The 22,001-nt window shown below is 57.9% G+C and carries 20 protein-coding genes and 1 pseudogene; 9 read left to right on the top strand and 12 right to left on the bottom strand.

Annotation, left to right across the window (positions count from 1 at the left end; translation table 11 throughout):
* Nucleotides 1-30 precede the first annotated feature (30 nt).
* Nucleotides 31-462, top strand: a complete 432-nt coding sequence (locus ACYG97_RS25050; protein ID WP_023746404.1) for a TadE/TadG family type IV pilus assembly protein — start codon at nt 31-33, stop codon at nt 460-462.
* Nucleotides 452-811: a TadE/TadG family type IV pilus assembly protein gene (locus ACYG97_RS25045; protein ID WP_050592417.1), complete on the top strand. Its 360-nt coding sequence runs from the start codon at nt 452-454 to the stop codon at nt 809-811. Before ACYG97_RS25050 ends, ACYG97_RS25045 begins: the two co-directional genes overlap by 11 nt.
* Nucleotides 812-1,224: 413 nt before the next feature.
* Here the strand turns inward: ACYG97_RS25045 and ACYG97_RS25040 are convergent, their stop codons facing one another.
* The 7 genes from ACYG97_RS25040 to ACYG97_RS25010 form a co-directional block, all read right to left on the bottom strand.
* A complete protein-coding gene (locus ACYG97_RS25040; RefSeq protein ID WP_245259940.1) occupies nt 1,225-1,833 on the bottom strand; it encodes an NAD(P)-dependent oxidoreductase in 609 nt (202 codons plus the stop codon).
* Between the two features lie 122 nt (nt 1,834-1,955).
* Nucleotides 1,956-2,249, bottom strand: coding sequence for a hypothetical protein (locus ACYG97_RS25035; RefSeq protein ID WP_460221614.1), 294 nt, complete (start codon nt 2,247-2,249; stop codon nt 1,956-1,958).
* A gap of 18 nt (nt 2,250-2,267) precedes the next feature.
* A complete protein-coding gene (locus ACYG97_RS25030; protein ID WP_023733670.1) occupies nt 2,268-3,860 on the bottom strand; it encodes a response regulator in 1,593 nt (530 codons plus the stop codon).
* Nucleotides 3,829-4,224, bottom strand: coding sequence for an Hpt domain-containing protein (locus tag ACYG97_RS25025; RefSeq protein WP_023699256.1), 396 nt, complete (start codon nt 4,222-4,224; stop codon nt 3,829-3,831). The genes ACYG97_RS25030 and ACYG97_RS25025 overlap by 32 nt, the downstream gene beginning before the upstream one ends.
* Before the next feature lie 16 nt (nt 4,225-4,240).
* Nucleotides 4,241-8,083: a GAF domain-containing protein gene (locus tag ACYG97_RS25020; protein WP_198020723.1), complete on the bottom strand. Its 3,843-nt coding sequence runs from the start codon at nt 8,081-8,083 to the stop codon at nt 4,241-4,243.
* Nucleotides 8,084-9,433: 1,350 nt separating this feature from the next.
* Nucleotides 9,434-10,174 carry an SDR family NAD(P)-dependent oxidoreductase gene (locus ACYG97_RS25015; protein ID WP_023699925.1) on the bottom strand — a complete coding sequence of 247 codons (741 nt, stop codon included), beginning with the start codon at nt 10,172-10,174 and terminating at the stop codon, nt 9,434-9,436.
* A 642-nt stretch (nt 10,175-10,816) separates the two neighbouring features.
* Nucleotides 10,817-11,644: a methyltransferase domain-containing protein gene (locus ACYG97_RS25010; RefSeq protein ID WP_031262176.1), complete on the bottom strand. Its 828-nt coding sequence runs from the start codon at nt 11,642-11,644 to the stop codon at nt 10,817-10,819.
* Between the two features lie 177 nt (nt 11,645-11,821).
* Here ACYG97_RS25010 and ACYG97_RS25005 point away from each other — a divergent pair, with 177 nt between their 5' ends.
* Both ACYG97_RS25005 and ACYG97_RS25000 read left to right on the top strand, forming a co-directional pair.
* On the top strand, nt 11,822-13,099 hold the full coding sequence (locus ACYG97_RS25005; protein ID WP_245260813.1) for an alpha-hydroxy acid oxidase: 1,278 nt from the start codon (nt 11,822-11,824) through the stop codon (nt 13,097-13,099).
* Nucleotides 13,100-13,266: 167 nt separating this feature from the next.
* The gene (locus tag ACYG97_RS25000; protein ID WP_023697500.1) at nt 13,267-13,656 is read left to right on the top strand and encodes a cupin domain-containing protein; all 390 of its coding nucleotides are present in this window, start codon (nt 13,267-13,269) and stop codon (nt 13,654-13,656) included.
* Between the two features lie 274 nt (nt 13,657-13,930).
* Here the strand turns inward: ACYG97_RS25000 and ACYG97_RS24995 are convergent, their stop codons facing one another.
* Nucleotides 13,931-14,638, bottom strand: a complete 708-nt coding sequence (locus tag ACYG97_RS24995) for a winged helix-turn-helix transcriptional regulator (RefSeq protein ID WP_460221613.1) — start codon at nt 14,636-14,638, stop codon at nt 13,931-13,933.
* Nucleotides 14,639-14,790: 152 nt separating this feature from the next.
* Between ACYG97_RS24995 and ACYG97_RS24990 the strand changes: the two genes are divergently transcribed.
* Complete coding sequence (locus tag ACYG97_RS24990; RefSeq protein ID WP_023697496.1) at nt 14,791-15,069, top strand: DUF1127 domain-containing protein; 279 nt, start codon at nt 14,791-14,793, stop codon at nt 15,067-15,069.
* A gap of 348 nt (nt 15,070-15,417) precedes the next feature.
* Here ACYG97_RS24990 and ACYG97_RS24985 read toward each other — a convergent pair whose 3' ends face one another.
* Nucleotides 15,418-15,630, bottom strand: coding sequence for a DUF1127 domain-containing protein (locus ACYG97_RS24985; protein ID WP_444848989.1), 213 nt, complete (start codon nt 15,628-15,630; stop codon nt 15,418-15,420).
* 117 nt (nt 15,631-15,747) lie between these two features.
* Between ACYG97_RS24985 and ACYG97_RS24980 the strand changes: the two genes are divergently transcribed.
* Entirely contained in the window at nt 15,748-16,638 is an 891-nt protein-coding gene (locus ACYG97_RS24980; protein ID WP_023697495.1) for a LysR substrate-binding domain-containing protein, read from the top strand.
* 133 nt (nt 16,639-16,771) lie between these two features.
* On the opposite strand, the gene ACYG97_RS24975 is transcribed toward ACYG97_RS24980, so the two are convergent.
* Nucleotides 16,772-17,284: a hypothetical protein gene (locus ACYG97_RS24975; protein ID WP_023731489.1), complete on the bottom strand. Its 513-nt coding sequence runs from the start codon at nt 17,282-17,284 to the stop codon at nt 16,772-16,774.
* Nucleotides 17,285-17,513: 229 nt separating this feature from the next.
* Here ACYG97_RS24975 and ACYG97_RS24970 point away from each other — a divergent pair.
* Nucleotides 17,514-18,642 (top strand): annotated as a pseudogene (locus tag ACYG97_RS24970) (IS30 family transposase).
* Nucleotides 18,643-18,704: 62 nt separating this feature from the next.
* On the opposite strand, the gene ACYG97_RS24965 reads toward ACYG97_RS24970, so the two are convergent.
* Nucleotides 18,705-19,337: a tyrosine-type recombinase/integrase gene (locus tag ACYG97_RS24965; protein WP_023697492.1), complete on the bottom strand. Its 633-nt coding sequence runs from the start codon at nt 19,335-19,337 to the stop codon at nt 18,705-18,707.
* A gap of 544 nt (nt 19,338-19,881) precedes the next feature.
* On the opposite strand from ACYG97_RS24965, the gene ACYG97_RS24960 reads away from it, so the two are divergent.
* Together ACYG97_RS24960 and ACYG97_RS24955 are read left to right on the top strand one after the other, a co-directional pair.
* Nucleotides 19,882-20,433: an aromatic ring-hydroxylating oxygenase subunit alpha gene (locus ACYG97_RS24960; RefSeq protein ID WP_023734803.1), complete on the top strand. Its 552-nt coding sequence runs from the start codon at nt 19,882-19,884 to the stop codon at nt 20,431-20,433.
* 5 nt (nt 20,434-20,438) lie between these two features.
* Nucleotides 20,439-20,798 (top strand): SRPBCC family protein, encoded by a 360-nt coding sequence (locus ACYG97_RS24955; RefSeq protein ID WP_023697490.1) that lies wholly within the window; start codon nt 20,439-20,441, stop codon nt 20,796-20,798.
* Between the two features lie 544 nt (nt 20,799-21,342).
* On the opposite strand, the gene ACYG97_RS24950 is transcribed toward ACYG97_RS24955, so the two are convergent.
* A complete protein-coding gene (locus tag ACYG97_RS24950) occupies nt 21,343-21,933 on the bottom strand; it encodes a flavodoxin family protein (protein ID WP_023697489.1) in 591 nt (196 codons plus the stop codon).
* Between the last annotated feature and the right edge of the window lie 68 nt (nt 21,934-22,001).

The raw sequence follows: 22,001 nt of genomic DNA, 5'->3' as shown, positions 1-22,001 counted from the left end.
CGCAATCCGTTCAGCTCGTCGAGTAGCGGGATGGGTGGGCGGACCTTGCGCATTGTCCTGGACAAATCCGGGATAGCTGCCGTCGAGTTTTCCATGTTGCTGCCCATCCTGTGCCTCGTCTGCCTCGGCATCGCCGACGGCTGGTCCTACGTGACGAGTTACCTGCAGATGCGCGCGGGCGTTAAAACCGCGGCCAATCTCGTAATGGCCGGCGCGTCCAATGACACCGGAACGCAGGCGGTCGCGCTTTCGAGCTGGAACGACAAGCCCGAGGACGCCGCGGTCGTACTGGTCCGCTCCTATTTGTGCGGCGCCACGGTCGTGGATGAGACCACCATCTGCGGCGGAAAGAAAATCTTCGTCCAGATAACGGCGACGGGCACCTGGGTGCCCCCGTTTAACTTCGGTGTCTTCCCGGACCCGCGCGCGATCAGTCATCAGCAGGTGATCCGTGTCCGCTGAAAGGATCGGATCCAGGTGGCGCCGTGACTGCTCCGGCGCAGCCGGGCTGGAATTCGCCTTGATCGCGCCTTTCCTGGTGATGCTTTTGTTCGGAATCTTCGCCTTCGGCTGGGCCATGAATGCCGTGTCGACCGTCCGCTATACACTGGCACGCGAGCTTCTGAAGCGCCTTGGTCAACGTCGTCGCGACGTGGCGCTAGGCTGGGAAGATGCCGACCCGTCTACTGTTGCCGTCTCTGCGTTTCAAGCCGACGTTCTCCGCTCTGCATGCCGACGCCTACTCAGGGAAACCGGAGCGCCTGAGTGTCAATGGCGCGATTTAGCTAAGGCCCCCTGGTGCGCGATTTGACTGGGTGCGAGCTGATCGAAACTGGCTTGGTGGATTGGATCGTCAGCAAGTAGCCGCTGCCCGCCAGCGGCCCAGCAGCCGTCTGCGGGGACTTTGCAGCGGGCGCGCTGGGCCTGACCGGTGGGGCGGTGTGGTATCCGCCGGCTGGCGAACATATGCGCCTCCTGCCAACGCCAGCGAAACATCCAAACGAACGAGGTGATCTAACCGCGATCTCGCCATCCAAGGCCAACACATAGGCCGATAGCAAAGGCCCATAATTGCTGAGAGAACGAAAATGGCCGACGCCATGGTTGGGGAACCCGGGTGGGTAGGCGCCGGCCACAAGCGGAACAGGCCCGCCGCGCCACACACATGGCTGATTTGTCATCACGTGGTTATGGTGTGATCGCGTAGGGCTAGACCAGCGGAACCTAGTAAACGCCGCTTAGTAAGCGATCCTCGACGCGATCGTTCATCGCCACGACATGCGGCGTGCACAAGACGTTGGGTAGCGAAAACAGCGGATCGTCGGTCTTCGGCGGCTGCTGGTCGAACACGTCGAGAGCCGCACCCGCGATTTGGCCATTGGCCAGCGCTGCTCGCAGGGCCGTGTAGTCGATCAGCGATCCGCGCCCGGTGTTGACGACGATGGCTGACGGTTTCATCTTCGAGAACGCGGCGGCGTTCAGGATGTGATGGTTATCGGGGCTCGGCGTTGCGTGCAGCGTCAGGAAGTCGGATTGCTCCACCAGGGTGGAGAAGTCGACGAGTTCGACGGAGGCGCTTCCTTCAGGAAGGGATCGTAGGCAAGGATGCGGGTCTCCCAGCCGAAAGCCGTTGCGCCACGCCACGGCCGCTGCGGCCGAGGCCGAGGATGCCGACGGTGGCGCCGCGCCATGGGTCAGGCCGCGCCACCCGCCACGCCGCATGAATTCGGGCGTCCACGTGCCAAGTTGTTTGGCAACAGCCAGCATCAGGGCGACCGCGTGCTCGCTGACCGTGAAGATCCGAAAATCGTTCGGCGTACTCGAAACCAGAATGCCGTGCTCGGTGGCAGCGTCGAGGTCGATGCCGTCGATACCAATGCCGTATTTTTAGACGTACCGCAGTTCCGGAAGCGCCTGCATCACGCGCCTGGTGATGCGGGTGCCGCTTGCCCCCATCAAGGCGACACAGCCATGTGCCGGGCAATCAGCTCATCCTCGGTAAAGCGCTTGCACGGCATTTCCCAGAGCGCATTGCCGAAAATGACGTTGACCCCACGCTCGCGCAGCCAGTCCAGCGAGGCGCCGGTTGGGTCGTAGCGTTCAAATGCGAGAACGCTGGGCAAGCCTTGAGCGCTCATGATGGTGGCGACCTCCTCAAATACCTTCGAATTGCTTCCGCTGTACGGCTGCCTTGCATCCGCTTCGGAAGGCTTTTCGGGCGCTTGTCCGCTTGAATCAACTGGCATCACACTTCGATGTCCGATCTTTCATTCTGTGGGTGACGGCAGCAGATCAACGAGCGGCACAAAATCCTCCAGCGAGTCATCAAGTGGCGGGGGTTCTTCCTCAGCCTCCTGCTTTGGCTCCACCATCAGGAGACCGACGACGACCAGAGCCAGAGAGGCCCAGGTCAGCGCTGGTATCGACTCTCCGAGCAACAGCATGCTCCAGCCTATGCCGGCGGCTGTCCCCGCATAGGCGTTCTGGCTGGCGAAGACCGCACCGGTGCTGGAGACTAGCAAAATGAAGAGCAGCATCGCCAAATTGCTGGCGGCAGCCATCAGCAAGACGATGACGCCAAGCCGACCAGCCAATAGACCAAATGGCACGAAGTCCTGATAAAAAGCGGCAAGTGGGATCAGCATCAAAACCGAAACAACTAGGGTCATGCCGAACAGGGCGACGTTATCGATTTTGGCGGGCTTGGACTCTGAGAGATAGATATCCTCGACTGCGTAAGTGACGGGGATTACAAGAGCGATGACAAACCACACCCAACTGGTGGCTATTTCTCCGGGCTCTCCGTACAGGAGGATGATGGAGATGCCGACGAGACCCAATCCAAGCCCTAAAAAGCGCTTCAAATTCGGAGCTTCGGTCCGCATCAGAGCGGCGAACAAGAAGACAGCAAATCCCTCGAGCACGATGACAATGGAGACGATGGAAGCTGGGAGCTTGCTTGCCACCCAGTACACCAGAACCTGGTTGATCACCGAGCTAATGAACGCAAAACGAAGGATGAACGTCCGATCGGCTCGCGTGAGATCCTTGATTCTTGGCATTGTCCGTCGCTTCAAACTAATCCCGATGCAGAACACGGCTCCGATAATGTCGATGAGGATTGCCAATCCGACCGGATGAGCCTCAACAAGCGAAGCCATCTTGGAAAGTGGAACGACGACGCCCCATAACCCGCCACATGCCAGCAGCAGTAGAGCGCCACGAAACGTGCGAATATTTTGCCGCATCTTTCGCTCTCGCTCGTAAACCTTCTGGGCCATTGTCGCGAACACTGTGGCAAGCTTGCCGAGACCATCTGTACGGCTTGCTACGTCGCGGATGCCAAGCTTCGAAGGATTGAACCGCCCGGTCTCCAATGTGGCGGCCGCCCTGGTCAGCTTGGCCACCTGCCGCAGATATTCCGTCTCAACGTCGCGGAGTCTTTTTTTCTCGATGCAGGTCTCAACACGAGCCTTGAGTAGAGCTAGTTCAAAGTCCTTTGGCAGAAAGTCTTCCGCGCCAAGCTCGATGGCGCTAATCACGCTGCCCATTTCTTCATCGAGGGCCGAAATGACGATCACCGGCAGATCGCGAGTGGCCCGCGAAGACTTGAGCGCCTTGAGCACTTCGAAGCCATCCATTTCGGGCATGACGATATCAAGGAGTACGAGGTCGAATGGATTCTGAGCAACCTGTTCAAGCGCCAGCTTGCCGCTTGCGACAGCGGTTGTTTCATGGCCGAGCGACTGGATGGCTTTGCTGAGTTTCAGGCGCACAGTGCCTGAGTCATCGACTATGAGGACGCGCGCACCTTCTGGTGCGCGAGCATCAGGTGATTGTGTCTCCGATTCTATGCTCATTCGGTTGTCCCCCTCGTTTCAAATCGGCAAGGCGAGAGCTTAGATCTCGGCTGGCCGTGTCACACGCGCCCGCGATGAGTTCCACTTCCGTCGCGGCCGCGCCGGGCATACTGTCGCGGCAGGATTGTTCCATTGCCGCGCAAAGCGCGGAAAGTTGGTTGGCGCCGAAGTCCCGCGCGCTTGATTTCAGCGTATGGGCAGCGCGGCCAAGACCTGAACGGTCGCCGGACTCCGCAGCCCGGCGCATCTGCTCGACTAGCAACGGGGATTCCTCCAGAAAACTCTCAATGAGTTCTGCAAGAGAGTCTTGATCCCCACCTATGAGATCAAGGAGCTTGTCTAGAGCGTCCTGCGCAACATCCATGACCGGACCTTTGTTGTCAGTTGTGTTGGTGGGCGCGTGTAAGAGAGGCGACCAACTCCTCCACGCGCAACGGCTTGCTTAGGTAATCATCCATCCCAGCTTCCAGGTAGCGCTCGCGGTCGCCGGCCATTGCATTGGCGGTAAGTGCCACGATGAAAGGCTGCAGCGAGTCCCCGGCGCCTGATGCGCGGATCAACCTTGTGGCTTCGAGCCCGTCCATGTCCGGCATCTCGATATCCATCAGGATGACATCGTGTTGTCCCTTGGCAAATGACGAAATCGCCGTCTCTCCATCCACCGCCAAGTCTACCTTGTAGCCAAGCCGTTCAAGCACCTTGGACCCAATCTTCCGATTGGTGATGTTGTCATCAACCAGCAGGATCCGAAGCGGCAATTTCGCCGCCATTTCGCTGTCGAGGGATGGTCCCTTGGGTTGATCAGGCTTGGCTGAACGCGTTGGAGCCACGGCAAAGACGGACATGAAAGCATTGAGGAGCGGCGAGGGCTTGATCGGCTTAGGAAGCATCGCCGCAAATTTGATGCTCTCGATATCTGCCTTGTTTCGCTCATCAAGAGGCACCAAGGAACTCAGCAATATCAGTGGAAGGTCACCTCTTTCACCAAGCCCACGCAATCGTTTGGCCAGTTTTATCCCGTCCATCTCTGGCATGTTCATGTCGAGCACGATGGCGTCATAATTTTCGCCGCTCGAAATCCTGCGCAATGCGTCCAGAGGCGACTCGGTCGTGTGTGGAATCATGGACCAAGATTGGGCTTGCAGAGACAGGATGCGCCGGTTGGTTGCGTTGTCGTCAACGATCAGCAGCCGCTTGCCTGCGAGTTCAACTTTTGCCAGCGACATTTGCGCCTGCCTGGGAGCGGGCGCAACGGCAGCGCGGATCGTGAAGAAGAATGTCGTACCCGACCCTTCAACACTTTCGACCCATACCTCCCCGCCCATCAGTTCTGCCAGGCGTTTGCTAATCGCCAACCCTAGCCCGGTGCCCCCGTAGCGCCGCGTCGTCGAGGCATCGACCTGGCTGAAAGACTTGAACAAGCGATCCAATCTGTCTTCGGGTATACCAATGCCGGTATCGCGTACTGCAAACTGCAGGGTGGAGAAGCCCTCTTCGCTTCCGCCATGGGGTGTCCCCGCGCCCTCAACTGCGGGCGGAACTTTCATCACCGACAGGACAATTTCACCCCGCTCGGTAAATTTCACAGCGTTGTTGAGGAAATTAAGCAAAATTTGTCGCAGTCTGGTGCTGTCTGCCACAATCCCGCCAGGAGTACCGGGCTCCACCAGGTATGCCAGGTCGAGTCCCTTCTCCGCGGTCTTGGAGGCCACCAGATCAATTGCGCTCTCAAGGCATTCCCGGAGTTCGAAGGGACTTGGATCAAGCTCCAGCTTGCCGGCCTCAACCTTGGAGAAATCGAGTATGTCGTTGATAATCGTTAGCAGGGCTTCGCCGCTGTTGCTGATCGTCTCGCTAATCTCGCGTTGTTCAGTGTCAAGCTTTGTACCAAGCAACAAGTTGCTCATTCCGATCACGCCATTCATTGGTGTGCGGATTTCGTGGCTCATCGTCGCCAGAAAAGAACTCTTCGCCTCATTTGCCGCCTCGGCCGCCTCTTTTGCCTGCTGCAGCGCCAGGGAAAGCTGTTTGAGCTCGGTAAATAGCTGCGCGTTATGGAGGGCCGCACCGGCATTGGCGGCAATGGTGGAAAGCAAGCGAAGCGAGTCATCGGTAAATATGCCCTCCCGCGTAGTGCTCTGAACACTGATAACTCCAAGCGTTCCTTGCGCGGTCTTGATCGGAACGCCGAGATAGGACAATGCATCCTTGCCGACGGGGGTAGCCCCGATCTGAGCTCCACGTTCCGCTACATCCTGATTGATCAGCAGCGGCTCGCCAGTCTCTATGATCTTGCTTGTCAGCCCCTCGCCAAGGGTTAGTGTGTTGAAGGCCTCGCCAAACTGATAGGGGAAATGGATTAGGTTGGTTTCCGGATCAAGCAGTGCGACGTAGACAATATCGGCATCAAAGATCTCCTGCATCTGGTTACCGATCAACTGGATCGTGCTGTCAAGTTCCGATTCCGCTATGAGCGCCTGACTAACCGTTCCAATGGCGGCAAGTTCGGCAGCGCGGGCTTCAGTCACCTTGAGCAGACGCTGAGTTTCATTGAATAGACGGGCGTTGGCGATGGCGACCCCCATGCTGGAGGCCACCGTCTGCAGCAGGCGCACGTCGTTTTCGTCGAACGCATGCTTCTGATAGCTCTGCACACTGAGAACACCCAGTGTTCCCTCACCAGACTTGATCGGCACGCCTATGTAAGAGGCAGTCCTATCCTCTTCGTGTGGAAAGTAGGCGCCAAGCTCTTTTCCTTCCTCAAGAGTGCCAAAAACAAAGGGCTCACCTGTTGTGATGATTTTCGAAGCTACTCCCATGCCCATTGGGAATGGATCGATAGCTCTATAGGTCCTAAAGTATGCATAAGGGACATGGATCAAGCCGGTTTCGCTATCGTGTAACAAAATTTCACTGACTTCGATGCCGAAAGCCTCCCGCACCTTGTCGCCTACCAAGCGAATAACAGTGTCCAGGTTAAGCGACTTCGTCATCGCTTCGCCAACGCTGTTGAGAATCGCCAGTTCTTTTGCGCGGTCCTCTGTCACTTTCAGCAGGCGCTGCGTCTCATCGAATAGATGTGCGTTGGAGATGGCTACGCCCATGCCGGATGACAGCCCCTGCAACAGACGCACATGATCTTCATTGAAGACATTCTTCTCGTAGCTCTGAACGCTGACGACACCCAAAATCCTGTCACCAGCGATGATCGGCACGCCCAAGTAGGATTCGGTCCTGTCATCTTCCGTAGGTATAAGTGCGCCCAGAGCAACGTGTTGCTCAGTCGAGCCCAAAACCAATGGCTTGCCTGACAGTATGACCTTGGACGTCAGACCTTCGCCCATCGCAAATGGCTCGGGGTCCTGATAGTCCCTGTAAAACGCATAGGGTACGGTGATCAGATCAGACTTCTCGTCACGCAGCAGGATTTCGGTGACGTCTGTTCCAAATATCTCGCGCACCTTGTCACCGACGATGCGCGTGACGGTCTTGACATTCAACGTCTTGGCCATTGCTTCGCCGACACTGTTGAGGATCGCGAGTTCTTTTGCGCGGTCCTCGGACACTTTCAACAGCCGCTGGGTTTCGTCGAAAAGGCGGGCATTCGAGATGGCAACTCCCATGCTCGACGAGAGAGCTTGCAAGAGACGCACATGATCTTCGCTAAAGGCGTTCTTTTGGTAACTCTGCACGCTGACAACTCCTAGAGTTCTGCCTCCCGCGATGATCGGCACGCCTAGGTACGATTCTGATCGCTCCGCTTCGGTAAGTGCGATCACATCAAACTTGAGGGACTGCTCAAACGTATCAATAACCAGCGGTGTTCCAGAGAGAATGACCTTTGAGGTAAGTCCTGCGCCCAAAGTGAACGGCTCCACGTCCTGGTACTCACGATAGAATGAATACGGGACGGTGATGAGATCAGATACCTCATCGTGCAGCAGTATTTCCGTGATGTCCTCCCCGAATATCTCCCGAACCTTGTCACCGACGATGCGTGTGACAGTCTTGACGTTCAACGTCTTGGCCATTGCTTCGCCGACGCTGTTGAGGATCGCGAGTTCCTTTGCGCGGTCCTCGGTGAGGTCGAGCAGACGCTTGTTGTCGGCAGAAAGTTGACTGAGTTGAGTTGCCCCAGATGCTTTGGCGACTTCCAGCTCGGCAATGTACCGGTCCGCTGATTCGAGTCGACCAGCAAGGTCGATTTCGACTGAGCTCTGCATGTCGGCTGTCTCCCCCAAAAATCCGCCAAGAGTGCGAGCGGCATCCTTCCCCAACTGCTCATCATACATTAGCAAGCACTGTTACATGCCGCGCAGTTGATTGTCAGTACCCGGCCAGCGTCTTTGCGCAGCCATTAGCCTCTGATGTCCGCTTCTGCCACAAATCACCCAGTCCCGGTCATGAGAAATGTCCGCTTTCGCGAGCGGCCATGGGTGCCCGCTGAACCAGATGAGGCGCGAGGCGGTCATGCCCGATGTCACCTGCGAAAGTCTGCTTCGGGTCACGTCACGACGATGTTCGCACCGAATTAAAGTTCCGCTATTGAGGATCCGAAGCCCGAAGCTGTCAGTCCGCTTGCGGCCCAAAAACCGACATCTTGACTGAATGTCAGCAATGGGGCCGCAAGCGGACCGTCAGCTTCGCGGTGAAAATCCTCAGAAAGCGGGCCAGCATGTAGTCGTCGCGGCTGAAAGAGGGGCGTGACGCGCAAGGAATAGGTCCTGGTTTCACCTGATCACCTACGCAGGCAGTTTGACGATCATTGAGCGGCGAGAACGCGGCCCGAGGCAGGAGCTTTGAGCCGATTTTACGATCGACCTTCAGGCTTGTCGAGCCGTCTCGAGGTTACTGCCGAAAAACCGAGCCTCCATGCCGGCGCCCTGGGGAGGCAAGACAGCCAGCAACTGGACGGCTCGGGGATTTAGCACCGTTCAACCCAGAGCGTTTTGTCGAGATGCAGGCGTATCCGCTGGCCTTCCGCTAAGGACAGCGCAAACGATTCCAGGCCCAATGAGCGTGTAATTTCCTGGTCGGTCTCTATGATGCGGACGACCCATTCGCCACTGGCTCCGACTACTTCCACGCAACGCGTGGCCCTGCGAATTGGCACCACGTTGCCCATCAAATCCTCCCTACGAAACGCAATGGCAAGTCGATTTAAGACGGTCGTAGTCGGGAATTCAATAACAAATGCTTGCTCGGAATCGGACGAGCCATCCTGGAAGGGCAGTACGAAGGCGTTGAATGGCTAACTTGTCATGCCACCTCGGTCAGGCGAGCCCTCCGGGGAGCCTCCCGTGAGATAGCCTCTGCTTCAGGTCGTTGGCATTCAGGATGGCTGCCAGCTCTTCAGCATACTCCATGTCGGGAAGGTCGACAGAAGGGTGGCCCACTACAATAGCCGGCTGCCCGGTGAAAACGTCGAACACCGTCCACGTCCCATCCGGTTCCCGCCTTACCTCGTACCGCAGAGTTGCCATGAGGGGATCACATAGGTCGCCGTTAGGGGTGGGAATATTTGGTCCACGGTGACGCGGGGCCGCCTGAAAGCACCGAGACACAGTCGGCGCTCAGTAACGCGCCCGCCCACCCGACATGTCGAATACCGCGCCGGTATTGAAGTTGCTGGCGTCCGAGCACAGCCAGGCCACCATGTGGGCAACTTCTTCGACCCGGCCGAGCCGGTTCATTGGACTATCGGCGATCATTGTCTCGACAGCTGCGACCCCGAGGTTTCGGATCATGTCCGTATCGATTGGCCCAGGAGCGACGCAGTTCACGCGTATGTTTGTATTGGCGACCTCACGCCCAAGCGCCTTTGTGAAGACTACGATACCTGCGCTGGAGGCTGAATAGGCGGCAAGGTTGGCAAGACCTTCCTTGCCCGCCAAAGAGCCCATATTGACAATGCGGCCAACACCCCATTTTCGCATGTGGGGCAAAACCAACTGCGTCACTTGCATCGTGCCGATCAGATTGGTTTCGATGATGCTTCGCCAGTCTGCAGGTTCGTGTTGGTCAAACGGGTGAAGGGTTCCTAGATAACCGGCGTTGTTAACCAGAACGTCTATACGCTGGCCACGACCGACGATCATGTTGATCGCATGGGTTACCTGATCGCGGCTGGTAATATCGACCTTCGTAGACACCACACCCTTCAGTTCGATCTGATCTCGATCCCACACGTGCACTGCAGCACCCGACGCTACAAGGCGCTCTACGATTGCCTTGCCGATACTCTTTGCTCCGCCGGTTACGACGGCTGTCTTGCCAATGAGGTCATATGATACCGGCACAAAGCCCCCATTCATGCGTGTTCACACGGGCTAAGTTTAGCAGGATCGCATATTTTCGCCAGCGGCCAGACCGGTGTCACCAAGTCTTGGCAGCGCCGGAGCCAGCTATGACCTGGTCGGCAGCGAGCCAGGTCGTACACCGACGATGTTGTTCTTTGTCCCGCTCTCCTGCGGCGACACGCCATTGCCCAGTTTGAAACAACCAAAGAGACAATCAGGACAGGCCGGCGATATTTCGATGAGGGGCTTTCGCCATTAGTTAGCGCAGGCTAATATCTGTTCTTCGCGGTCAGAGAGCCGCCTGCATGTTGGGCAGAGATGCTTTAGCACCTAATACAATCGTGCCAGCCGCGATGCCTATCCCCATTTGCCTTGGCGTCTCCCCCGACGGGCTCTGGCTAGAAGCATTCCAAACCGATCAGGACATACGCGCGTATTGGAGAGGCTATGCCCTTGCGGGCGTGGTGTGCGCCGTTTTGCTGATCATCGAGCTTGTGGCAATTCACCTGCTGCTCTGAGGTAGCAGCGCTGTCTTGATGGCGCTACCGCTGTAGCGGTCGGACGGCTCTAATGCGTCTTCTCCGCCTCCATTGTTGAGCGGTCAATTTCAGCTCGAGCGGGCTGAACGAGGGAAGCGCGGGCGCATGACCGTGGTGCCTACATTCGTCGTGACCAGGCGCCCACCTCATATCGGCCGACCACCACGCTTCCGCTTGCATAAGCCTCGGCGCGAATTCGATCTTGCAGCGTTTCGGGACCGAGTTCTGAAGCTGCGATAACGCCCATCTGCTCCATCACCGGAGCCATGGTCGCTGCGAGATCGGAGATCAGATCAATGCCACTCATACTGTCTGATCCACCTCCGGCGAGAGCACTTACCGCCATGCTAGGGGCCGGCAGCCCGGCTTTTACGAAGGTCGCATGGAGCTGCAGGCCCATGCTGGGGTTGGTCCCTACACGACGAAATGTCTCCACAATGCACCGAAAGCAGTTGTCGTACGTTGGGACGGAGGGAAACGAGGCAGCGCCAGTCCAGTCGACTTCGTGGAATACCATCACGCCCCCGGGACCAAGATGCCGCGCAACCCCTCTCAACATCTCGACCGGATCGGGCGCGAACATTAGGACGTATCGGCCAACAACAGCGTCGAACGCTATATCGAAAGTGAAGGTGGCAGGATCACACTGGTGGAAGATTACATTCTCCAAACCACGTTGCGCGGCTCTCGCCCGAGCAGCGTCAAGAGCCTCCGCCGACCTGTCAGAGCCGATAACAAGACCTGTGGGTCCGACAATATCAGCCGCGAGAAAGGCGACATCGCCAGCGCCGCTCCCCACGTCAAGGACATGCATTCCCGCTCGAAGGCCAGCTCGCAGCAGGTAATCCCGGGTCATCGGGTCAACCAATGCCGCCTGCGTCGCCAGCCTTCTCAGTTCTCTTTCCGAATGTCCCAACTCGTATTCGTGCTGACGTTCGCTTGTCATACTGGCGTGCCCCCGGATGAAAAAGCACAACAAATCAGAGCTTGAATGCAGGCCTTGGCGCAATCTGAAGCTGAGCGGCTCATCCCTACTTTAGAGATGTCTAACATAAATATCTGAAAGGGTGCCGTCTAGGCGCATCCTCAAACGAGAGAAGTCCTTCAGAGAGGGCGTGACGGCTTGGCCACCAGCACGGCAGACGACAAAAGCGCGTTGTCCAGCAGGAGCCTTCTGGCTTCTGGTCAGCACGGATGGGCTCAACTCAATGTCACTCCGATTCGAGCACGATTGTATCGCCGGAGCTCTGGAAAGAAGCTCAAGATGCCGTGGAGCACGGGCGGCCTGTTGAACAGCGTAACAACTCAGCATAACGTCTTGAACACCGCAGCCGGGTGGCAAATGCCTTCTGATCTCGCAAATGAATTTCTTTGCCTGGCAGACTTCGAACCTGCTGCACGTGATCGTTTGCCCCATGCCGTCTATGAGTTTATCGCCGGCGCGGCTGGTGACGAAATTACGATGCGGGACAATGTAGGTGCGTTTGACCTGCTGCGGATCAGGCCGCGGGTTTTGCGGGACGTCTCGAAGATCGACACAAGCATTACGCTCTTCGGTGAAAGGCTCTCTCATCCGATCTTTCTGGCGCCAACGGCATTCCAACGCATGTCACACCCCGAGGGCGAGGTGGCTGCCGCTCGCGGGGCGGGCGAAGCCGGTGCGATATTCACTCTGGGGACCAGCGGAACAGCAACCATCGAGGAATGCGTGGCCACAAGCCCTGTGCCGATCTGGTTCCTGTTGTATTGGCAGAGCGATCGATGTTTCAACCGTGACCTTGTCGCCCAAGTCGCTGCGGGCGGAGCGAAGGCGATCTGCGTAACGGTGGATATGCCAACACTCGGCGATCGGCGAAGGCAAATGCGAGCCGGTTTCAAAATTCCCGATGCGCTCACCACCCCTTATTTCAATGACCGCAATACAGGCCTCTTCAAGATCGGTGGTTCGCCAAAGCGTGCAATATTGACATGGCCGGATGTTGAGTGGCTTCGTTCTCTCACAGCTCTGCCTATCGTGTTGAAAGGCATCCTTGATCCTGAGGACGCTGAACTGGCGATAAGCTCAGGCGCCGACGCCATTGTGGTTTCCAATCATGGCGCACGGAACCTCGACACGCTGCCGGCAACGATCGATGCACTGCCGGCAGTTGCCGAGCGGGTGGCCGGCAGGATTCCAATTATTATCGATGGCGGCATCAGACGGGGAACGGATGTTTTGAAGTCTATCGCTCTTGGAGCAACCGCGGTGATGATCGGCCGCCCATATGTTTATGCGCTTGCCTTGGGCGGATCCGATGGGGTCAGGCACTGTGTTGACCTGTTACGCCGGGAATTTGAAACGGCAATGGCGTTAACCGGGAGGACCTCAATTGGCGAGATTGATCGAAGTCTCATCTGGTGACAAGCAGGGGGATGGATGTCGCTGAGGGCTCCGGGGGTGCCGACACGGACCATCTACTTGTGCTCTGGCCAAGGTTGGGACGTTGCTTCGATGTGCATTTCAGAGTTGCGGGCGGGTCCTTACAGGAGAAGAACATTTGCTTGAAGTGAGAGGGGTCCACAATCATCATGAAGATAATCTCACATGCGGAACAGCGGCGGGAGGAATGGCGAGTTGGAGTAGAAACCCGGATGCTTATATCCGCTGAGAACGGCGCGCTTCAGCTGTGCATTTTCGAGCAATGGGTAGCGCCGGCTATGGGCGCCCCGACGCACAGTCACCGTGTTGAAGAAGTGCTCTCTGTGGTCACCGGCAAAGCAGAGATTTGGATTGACAACGAGTCGGTTAGCATAATCGAAGGGCAATCACTTGTTGTTCCGGCTAATCGAAAACACGGGTTTCGAAACGTCGGCTCTGAAACCCTTCACATATGTGCCGTGCTCGCATCATCAATTTTCGAGGCGGCCTTTGATGATAGCGAGCCTGTCCGTCGCTGGCTTCTATCGGCGGCAGACTGATCCCGAATTTCGACGATTATCGAGGCGCGCAGTACGCGATCCGTGCCGTGGGCAACGAATGGGTCAAAGGAGTTCTGCGCTCTTTGATCGACAAAATGATGGCCTGCCCCAAAGAAGGTCATCGCACGCTCGCTGAGCGTATCTTGCTCGCCTAACCCACGGCTTTCAGTGAGCAGCAATCAACAACGGACGATTGCACCATAGCTTTTGAGGCCAGCCAAATGGCTTTGTCGTCCTGGGCGGGTTGCATAAGGCTGCACTCCAAACATGGCTTTCAAGAAAGCTGGACGATTCCCTCAAGCGCCGCGTAGACCGAGATTCGCAGCCAACGGTCCATGCTTCGCGCGAGGCCGGGGTCGCCGATGAGGAAAAGGCCGCCCCTCTCTTTCTCACGCTCGATGCTAGAGCGGCCCTCCAGGATGGCTCCCAGCGAAACAACGCCGGTCTCGACGTAAAGATCGACGTCCCGGCCGGGGTCGAGCGAGCAGAGCTCGGGCAAGTCCGCGCCTGGCTCGACCACAAACCAGTAATGGGGACACTTCGGTGGGGGATCGTCGCGGAAATGGAAGCGGATGACGGCGCGCCGCCGCGGCAGTTCAGCGAGGTCAATCTTTCGCCGCACGGCCCACATGAGGGTCGAAACATCCACGTCGGCGAGCGCGATCTCCGCCTCGATGTTGCATTGCGCCCATTCCGCCAGCGCGTTCATCGCCGGCTCGAGCCTTATCGACTTTTCGGTACGGAAATAGCTGATGGTGCCCGTCGCCTCGTCCTCGACGCGCTCGACCAGGCCCAACGCTTCCATTTCCTTGAGCCGCCTCGACAAGAGGGCGGACGAGACGTTGCCCACCCCCTTGCGAATGTCATTAAAGCGGGTCGAGCCGTTCCAGAGCTCGGTCAGGATTTGAATTGTCCAGCGTGGCTCCAGGAACTCGCAGGCGTGCGAGATCGGGCAGACCAGTCCGTAAGGCCGTCGCGTCATGGCTGACCGCTCCTTTGCCGCAGGTTAGGCCTTTCGGAGGTCCGAGGCCAGTTCACAATCTGAAGCGGAACGCTTCCGAAGCTGCCCTGGTGCCTTCCCGTCCTCTGCCATGATGGTGGTCGTCATTCGTGCATCCCCCAACGGAGGCTACCATGACCTGGCGTAACATTACGCAAACGACACTAGGCGAGACCGCACTGCGCGTGCCGCGCACTTTTTTTGATCCTCCGCTCGAACGGTTGCTGGCCCTTGTCTGTGAGTGGCGGACCCGCCGCAACATAAAGCGTGGGCTTGGTCACCTGTCCAACTTCCTTCTGCGCGACGTTGGCTTAACCAAAGCAGACGTCGAGGCGGCCTGCGCCGACAGTTTCGATACATCCGCCTCTCTCGCGCTTAAGAGTGCAGCGCAGAACCAGACGGGAAATTGGTGAGAAGGGAAAGCCCCGCGGGCTGAGGCCGCTTGAGGGCGGCAATTGATCAGCCGAATTAGGGGCCATTCTTTAACAACGATTTTGAGGCGCAACCGCGGCGTTCGGCGTGGTCGCCGGCGATGTCTCCATTCGGGCCGCTGCAAAATTGAACTCTCTGGTCGAGTTAAGGCGCATTGCTGACCGGTAGATTTTTTGAGCCGGTAGCTGACCGGCAGCTTCGGTCTGCGAATCTTCAAGGCCGGACATTCAGGGTTGGGGTGGGCGCGTCGTGACTTGACCTGAAGGGGAAGCTTAGCGCACTCGACAAAGGGTTCCAGCTTTCAAGTGGTCGGCCTAGTCAGGATCCGATCATCGCCAGAATGGCTTTGCAAGTTCAGACTCCACTTCGTCCTCCGTCAATCCAATATCGTCGATCATGTGCGGCGCTACCCCCGATAGTCGCGCTAGGTCACGGCGGTAGAAATGCCGTTGCCGCCATCTTGAGACATAGCGAGCTATTCTGATTGCTCGAACCTCATGGGACAAGTCCTGAAACGTCGATGCAAGAAGATTGTTGCTCACCGTCAGGCCTCCGTGCCAACCTCGCGCTTGCAGATGACAGCGTAGGCAGACAGCGTACCGGCTACAAACCAGTCTTTCTCTGGGATAGGCTCAGAATTCCTGAGGTAGTGACAGTCGATGCGTCTCCCTTCACTCAATGCGCTTCGGGCCTTTGAAGCAGCCGCGCGCCACGAAAGCTTTGCGCGCGCGGCTGAGGAGCTATGCGTGACCGAAGGAGCGATCAGCAGGCACGTCAAGCTGTTGGAAACAGCATTGCAAGTGGAATTGTTTCGACGATTGCCGCGCCGGTTGGTTTTGACCGATGCGGGGCGCAATTTTCAACCGATCCTGGCGGCCGCGTTCGAAAGCATTGCCGCGGGAGCTCAAGACGTGCAACGCCAGCCTCGGCATCTGAAGGTTATCTGCCCGCCCACCTTCTCCATTCGGTGGCTGCTACCGCGGCTTGACCGTTTCAAGCAGCAATGGCCTGCAATCGGTATTCGGGTAACGACCGCTCCTTTTGACTGGGAAATTTTCTTCGGAGGTGAGTTCGATCTCGCCTTTGACTGCGGTTATCCAAATCGGCCGAAAGATATCGAGGCGGTGTTGGTGTTGCAATCGTTCGGCACCCCAGTTTGCTCTACAAAGCTACTGGAGAGGGGCGTGCCAATAACGTTTCCTGCCGACCTGGTTCACCATAACCTGCTGCATGAGACGCCTGATCGGCACGATTGGAAAGTTTGGGCTGGGCGATTTGCGCCGAACCTTCTTGACGTGAACTCGGGTGAGGTTTTTCCCAGTGCCGATATGGCCTATCGTGCCGCGGCCATGGGCCAGGGCGTCGCGATCGGAGACCTCTCTGTGCTTCACGACGAGATTGCCAAGGGAGAACTGGTGCTGCCGTTCAAAGATATGCAGATCTCTGACGACACGGAGGCCTATCATTTGTGTTGCAGAAAAGATTGCTGGACCGACCCTCGTATCGCCGCGTTCCATAAGTGGGTTTCGGACGAGGCCACGTGGTCCTGAAGCCCGGAACGGTCAGGCCGCTGCCCGCCTCGTTGCGGTCGTTAGCCCTTCCCTCCGGCAAGGAAAGCTCCGGTCCCAAAGCTACCGCTCGAAACAATCAAGGCCGCATCGGGGCCTCCGATCCTGACTACATTCAGGATGGCCAAAGCGGCTTCACCCGCTCAATCCGATACCTCTTCTCGAACTCACGGAGCACCATTTCGAGCGTTGCCTCAAAAGCACTCTGATCGAACATCATCGATTTCTTTGCCTCGTGAAGATAGCGCCAGTCGGTGAAGGCATCTTGGTGTTGATACAGAATGTGACGAATGCTGTACTCGATGTAGAAACCATTGGGATGATACGGGACCACTGACCTTTTGAACTCCGCGTCGAGTTTCTCTTGGCTTTCGGGCTTTAGGCGATCAAACAGCCTTATCAGGTTGTGCGATTTGACGACTCTTGGATTTTCATGGTCGAAGACGAACCACGCTTTGAGTGCCAGCTCCATAGAAAGCGCCAAAAGCATCGGTTCAACACCGACGTGTTCGCGTTCGCTCAGGTCTGCATGCTTTCCGAATTCTCGGCTTGGAAAGCTCTGAGTTTTTCGGAAGATCGCCTTTGCGGCTTCCCCGATCCTAATGGCCGTCGATAAGCGCGCACTCATTAGGGGTCCATTAGATTGATCTAAATTAACGCCGGAGCTGAGCTGAGATATTGCAAAAACGCAATCGCTTAGGCCAGGAGGCACGGAACACAACTTACTGACGACAAGTTAGAGTTGAGTTCACCGCCGGCGACCCGTTTTCGGAAGGTGGGCGAACGACCGGAATGAGGCGGCGGGTTCAACCGGTCGTCGCAACCCGCTTTAATCTGAGAGGATGAAGAGGTGTTGCATGGTGACCTCACGGATCTGGTTTACGTCAGCGCAGAAGGTCGAGCTTTGGGAGCGATGGAACCGAGGTCAGAGCACTTGACCGCCGGAACAAGACCGGCGTTCAGCGGATCGTATCCTTACGCAGCGGCATTGCTCCGTCAGCTAGGCGTAGAGGGGCCTTGGCGCTCGGGCTGGCGGAACGCGAAGAGATCTCTCGCGGGATCGCGGCGGGTCTTGCGATCCGCGCTATTGCACGAAGTCTCGGGCGATCCCCATCGACAATATGTCGCGTTATCTCGCGCAATGGCGGTGCACAAGCGTATCGTGCAACCCGGGCCGACAAGCATGCTTGGGTGCGAGCGCTGCGCCCGAAGCAGTGTCGCCTGGCAAGCTCTGGGCGGCTACGATGGCAGGTGGCGCAAAAGCTAGCGCTGCAATGGTCCCCGGAGCAGATAGCGGGCTGGCTGAGGCGAGAGTACCCAGGCGATCCAAGCATGCGGATATCTCATGAAGCGATCTATCGCAGTCTATTCATCCAGTCGCGAGGGGCGCTCAAGAAGGAACTAACAGCGCACCTGTGTACCAAACGACAGATGCGGCTCGCAAAAGGCGCACAGAGCCGGACGGGGCAAGGACAAATACTCGATATGATCTCCATCCGCGAGCGCCCCGCCGAGGCTGAGGATCGCGCCATCCCAGGCCATTTGGGAGGGTGATCTGCTCACCGGCGCGAACGACACGCACATCGCCACCCTCGTGGAGCGACACAGCCGGTTCACGATGCTTGTAAAGGTGGCGAGGAGGGACTCGGCCACCGTCGTGGCGGCCCTTGCCCAGACGAACGGCACATTGCCCGAAGAGTTACGACGCTCGCTAACGTGGGACCAGGGCAAGGAGATGGCTCGGCACATGAGCTTCACCGTTGCAACCGATCTACAGGTCTACTTCTGCGATCCGCGAAGTCCCTGTCAGCGCGGCAGCAATGAAAATACCATCGGTCCGCTGAGGCAGTACTTCCCGAGAGAAACCAACCTCTCCCATGTCTCGCAGGCCCAACTCAACGCCGTCGCCCTGCAGCTCAATCAGCGACCCCGAAAACCCTGGACTTCGAAACGCCGGCCGATAGGCTACAGAAGGTGTTACGATGACCGGTTGAACCCACCGGCGCAAATTGGTCACGGCTCCACTCGTGAAGTGGAGCCGCACCTGATCAAACCTCAGTTGCCTCGGAAAGTTCGAGAGCATCCTCAACATCGACTCCCAGATAGCGGACCGTGTTCTCGATCTTAGTATGACCGAGCAAAATCTGGATGGCTCGCAGATTTCCCGTCGCTTTGTAGATAATCGAGGCCTTGGTGCGACGCAGGGAATGGGTTCCGTATTCCTCTGGTCTAAGCCCGATCGCCTCGACCCATTCGTCGACGAGGCGTGCATACTGCCTTGTACTCATGTGAGCCCTTGGATTGATCCTGCTCGGAAACGCGTAATCATCGACTGTTCCGCCGCGTCGCTCCAGCCATGCGAGAAGGCTGGAGCGTACGTCGCTCATCAACTCGAACTGAACAGGTCGGCCAGTTTTCTGTTGGATGACCATCGCGCGAGTTCGGACTTCCGGTCCTACCACGAGGTTGCCGATTTTGATCTTGACGAGATCGCAGCCGCGCAACTTGCTGTCGATCGCCAAATCGAAGAGCGCTCTGTCTCGCAGACGCAGCTCTCGATCGAGAAAGAAGCGTATCGCCCATATCTGTCGAGGTTTCAGAGGTCGTTTCGTCCCGACCTTCTTCCCGGCATTCCATGCCCGGCGGTCGGAGTCGGTGAGGTCGTAGCACGAGTGTCCCATTTCGCTTCTCCTGCAGCCATGATTGGCCACCAGAGAAACGCCGCTAGACTGTTGCTGGGCCGGCTGCTGACTGTCAGGTTTCGGTCGGGCTCGGCGGATAGCTGCCGTTCGGCAACCGACCCCATCCGCGTCGTTCGCGCGCGAACCGCACCATTCTGACCCGCCGTTCATCAGGCGACGAACTGGGCTCGAGGTCGGCCTGGAGCCCATGCTGCTGTTATGGCATCCGACGTGTTGATCGCGGTCGACAACTAGGTCGGCGAATTGGAAATGAACCGCAACTCCAGCAAATCTGCGTTAGAGCAAAATTGCACCGGCTTACAGGCTGTGCGCAGCAGAGCCAGTTCCCTTGGGATGTCGCCCCGCTTACGACAGGATTGCCGGAACTGGAGGTTAGCCTATGACGCCAGATACCTTGCGCCCCGACCACCCGCCACTCGACACTCCGCCCGTGCAATACCTGAACTTGGACCCGTCGCTCTATGTCCGCGATGATATCTGGCAGCAGGAGCGGTGCAACATCTTCGCGCACACCTAGCAGTTCATGGGCCCTGTCGCCTCGGTCGCGACGTCCGGTCAATACCTTGCCATCGACATCGCCGGCACGCCGATCTTTGCCATCCGGGGCCGGGACGGGACCTTGCGCGGATTTAAGAACGTCTGCCGCCACCGGGGGGCGAAACTTCTGGCCGATGGCGCGGGCAAATGTGGGCTGATCGTTTGCCCCTATCACAAATGGTCCTTTGCCGACACCGGGCGGCTGCTGCAGGCCCCATGGTATGGCAAGGATCCCGCGATCATCGCCGAAGACTGGCCGCTGGACACGGTGCAGTTGTCCGAATGGCGCGGGCTGCTCTTCGCGGCACTTGACCCGAAGGAAAGTCTTCTGGATCAACTTGGCTCTCTGCCCGCCGAACTGGCGGACGAGCCGTTGGAGACCTATGCCGCCACCGATCAGGCCACGGTCAGCTTTGCGGCGAACTGGAAGATCTACACCGACAATTTCGTCGAAGGCTACCACACCCCTGGCACGCATCCCTCGTTCTACGCTGCCATCGACTTCGAAGCTTTCCAGACCACCGCCCATCCCGGTTAGTCCGGATGACCGCACCGCCGAAAGACGATCTGTTCTATCGCGGCAAATGGCTTTGGATGTGGCCGAACTGGACGCTGTCGCTTTTCGATGGCGGCATGAACGTTAGCCGGATCAATCCGACCTCACCGCATCACACAGACCAGCATTACCATTTCTTCTTTGCCGATATCGCTGCTGAAGCATCCGAGAGCAGGGCGAAATCCGTGCAAGGCACTCTGGCCGTGGTACGCGAGGACTACACCATCTGCCCCGATACGCATCGCAACTATGCCGCAGGGGCATATAGCTCCGGCCCGCTCTCGGGGCGGCATGAGCGGGGAGTGCAGTATTTCCAGGAACGGTTCGCTGCGGCACTGGGACTGTGACCGCCCCTGGTGTCCTTGTCCGCCATAGTGCTCCGGCTCGGCGCCGGCACGAGAGCCCCCGGCCAGTCGAGGGTATAGGGCGGGCACGGTAAGACTAGTTACGAGCGTCGCGGCAATCGGAACTCGCTCAATGCGCAGAGCAGATCGGCGAACGCGGCTTTGACGACCAAGTTTAGCGGGCGCTCTTACCGGCCGGACCCGTGACAGCTGGAACGAGGCCGATACCGTCGGTTTTTTCGCCGGGAAGTTGCAAGAAGCTGCCGTTCTGCTGCCGATCCCATTCCAGTCGCTCCGCTGTCGCCGACGATTGCTCGAAGCTGCCGTTGCAGGCCCAACTGGCCGTTCGCGGACCAAGCTTCTGGGTTCGAGGATCGAATTGCTACCGCTCAGCTTGGGCTGATGTCGACCGCGTCTTACGACCTCGTCGACGCTGTCGATGTGAAAGCTGTCTTTTTCTGGCGTCACGGTTCCTCCGCGGCAGTGCAGCGCGGACCAGCTGAGCAACGACTCTCGCACAGAATACTGAGCAAGAGATGTGCCGGCATCACCTGCTCCCGACCCACTGCCGGATCTCGTCAGCCAATTGACCGAGAACGCCTGTTGTACCGGCGGGGAGCGGGTCTGGAAACCGTTGCTCGGGATACGCGAGCGTTCCGCCCAGATGGACCGGCTGGACGCAGGACATCTCGTGCTGCTCGAGAAACTTGATCATGTTGTCCGCGCATAGGCGCACACTCGGATCGTCCGAGGGATCGCTGGCGCCGTTGACGATGACCGCTCCGAGTTTTCCTTTGAGCTGTTGTCCGTCGCGCCACAGGGGATCCGATCTGTTGAGCAAGACGACGCCCAGGGCCGGCGGCATTCCGAAGCAGGTGGGAGTAGCCATCAGAATCACGTCCGACTCTTTCATGAATGACAGAACACGATCGATCCCGTCACCGTGGTATCCGAACGTTTGATAACACTGCTCGCACCCGAGACAGTCGATACGCTCATCGGCCAGACGCACCTGTTCCACGACCTTCACCAGCCGATCTCTCTCGAGCGAGCGAAGAACCTCGCCGAGCATCCGCCCTGAGTTACTGGACGCGCGTGGGCTACAGTCTATTCCAACGATGGTCGTCGCTTTGTCCATGTGAGGATCCTCGTGCGCGGCACGAACATGATCGGAGTGTGACGCGAACAACATCTTCACCTCCGAGG

The organism is Mesorhizobium sp. W067, from assembly GCF_054719525.1.
The sequence above is the reverse complement of the archived record's forward strand: the minus strand, read 5'-3'. Positions and strand labels throughout refer to the sequence as shown.

Excerpts from the sequence above, each read along its gene's own strand:
- ACYG97_RS25030 (WP_023733670.1), bottom strand. The coding sequence starts at position 3,860 with ATGAGCATAGAATCGGAGACACAATCACCTGATGCTCGCGCACCAGAA.
- ACYG97_RS24960 (WP_023734803.1), top strand. The coding sequence starts at position 19,882 with ATGGGCCCTGTCGCCTCGGTCGCGACGTCCGGTCAATACCTTGCCATC.
- ACYG97_RS24965 (WP_023697492.1), bottom strand. The coding sequence starts at position 19,337 with ATGGGACACTCGTGCTACGACCTCACCGACTCCGACCGCCGGGCATGG.
- ACYG97_RS24950 (WP_023697489.1), bottom strand. The coding sequence starts at position 21,933 with ATGGACAAAGCGACGACCATCGTTGGAATAGACTGTAGCCCACGCGCG.
- ACYG97_RS25010 (WP_031262176.1), bottom strand. The coding sequence starts at position 11,644 with ATGACAAGCGAACGTCAGCACGAATACGAGTTGGGACATTCGGAAAGA.
- ACYG97_RS24975 (WP_023731489.1), bottom strand. The coding sequence starts at position 17,284 with ATGAGTGCGCGCTTATCGACGGCCATTAGGATCGGGGAAGCCGCAAAG.
- ACYG97_RS24990 (WP_023697496.1), top strand. The coding sequence starts at position 14,791 with ATGACCTGGCGTAACATTACGCAAACGACACTAGGCGAGACCGCACTG.
- ACYG97_RS25015 (WP_023699925.1), bottom strand. The coding sequence starts at position 10,174 with ATGAATGGGGGCTTTGTGCCGGTATCATATGACCTCATTGGCAAGACA.
- ACYG97_RS24955 (WP_023697490.1), top strand. The coding sequence starts at position 20,439 with ATGACCGCACCGCCGAAAGACGATCTGTTCTATCGCGGCAAATGGCTT.
- ACYG97_RS24980 (WP_023697495.1), top strand. The coding sequence starts at position 15,748 with ATGCGTCTCCCTTCACTCAATGCGCTTCGGGCCTTTGAAGCAGCCGCG.
- ACYG97_RS24995 (WP_460221613.1), bottom strand. The coding sequence starts at position 14,638 with ATGACGCGACGGCCTTACGGACTGGTCTGCCCGATCTCGCACGCCTGC.
- ACYG97_RS25020 (WP_198020723.1), bottom strand. The coding sequence starts at position 8,083 with ATGCAGAGCTCAGTCGAAATCGACCTTGCTGGTCGACTCGAATCAGCG.
- ACYG97_RS25025 (WP_023699256.1), bottom strand. The coding sequence starts at position 4,224 with ATGGATGTTGCGCAGGACGCTCTAGACAAGCTCCTTGATCTCATAGGT.
- ACYG97_RS25050 (WP_023746404.1), top strand. The coding sequence starts at position 31 with ATGGGTGGGCGGACCTTGCGCATTGTCCTGGACAAATCCGGGATAGCT.
- ACYG97_RS25000 (WP_023697500.1), top strand. The coding sequence starts at position 13,267 with ATGAAGATAATCTCACATGCGGAACAGCGGCGGGAGGAATGGCGAGTT.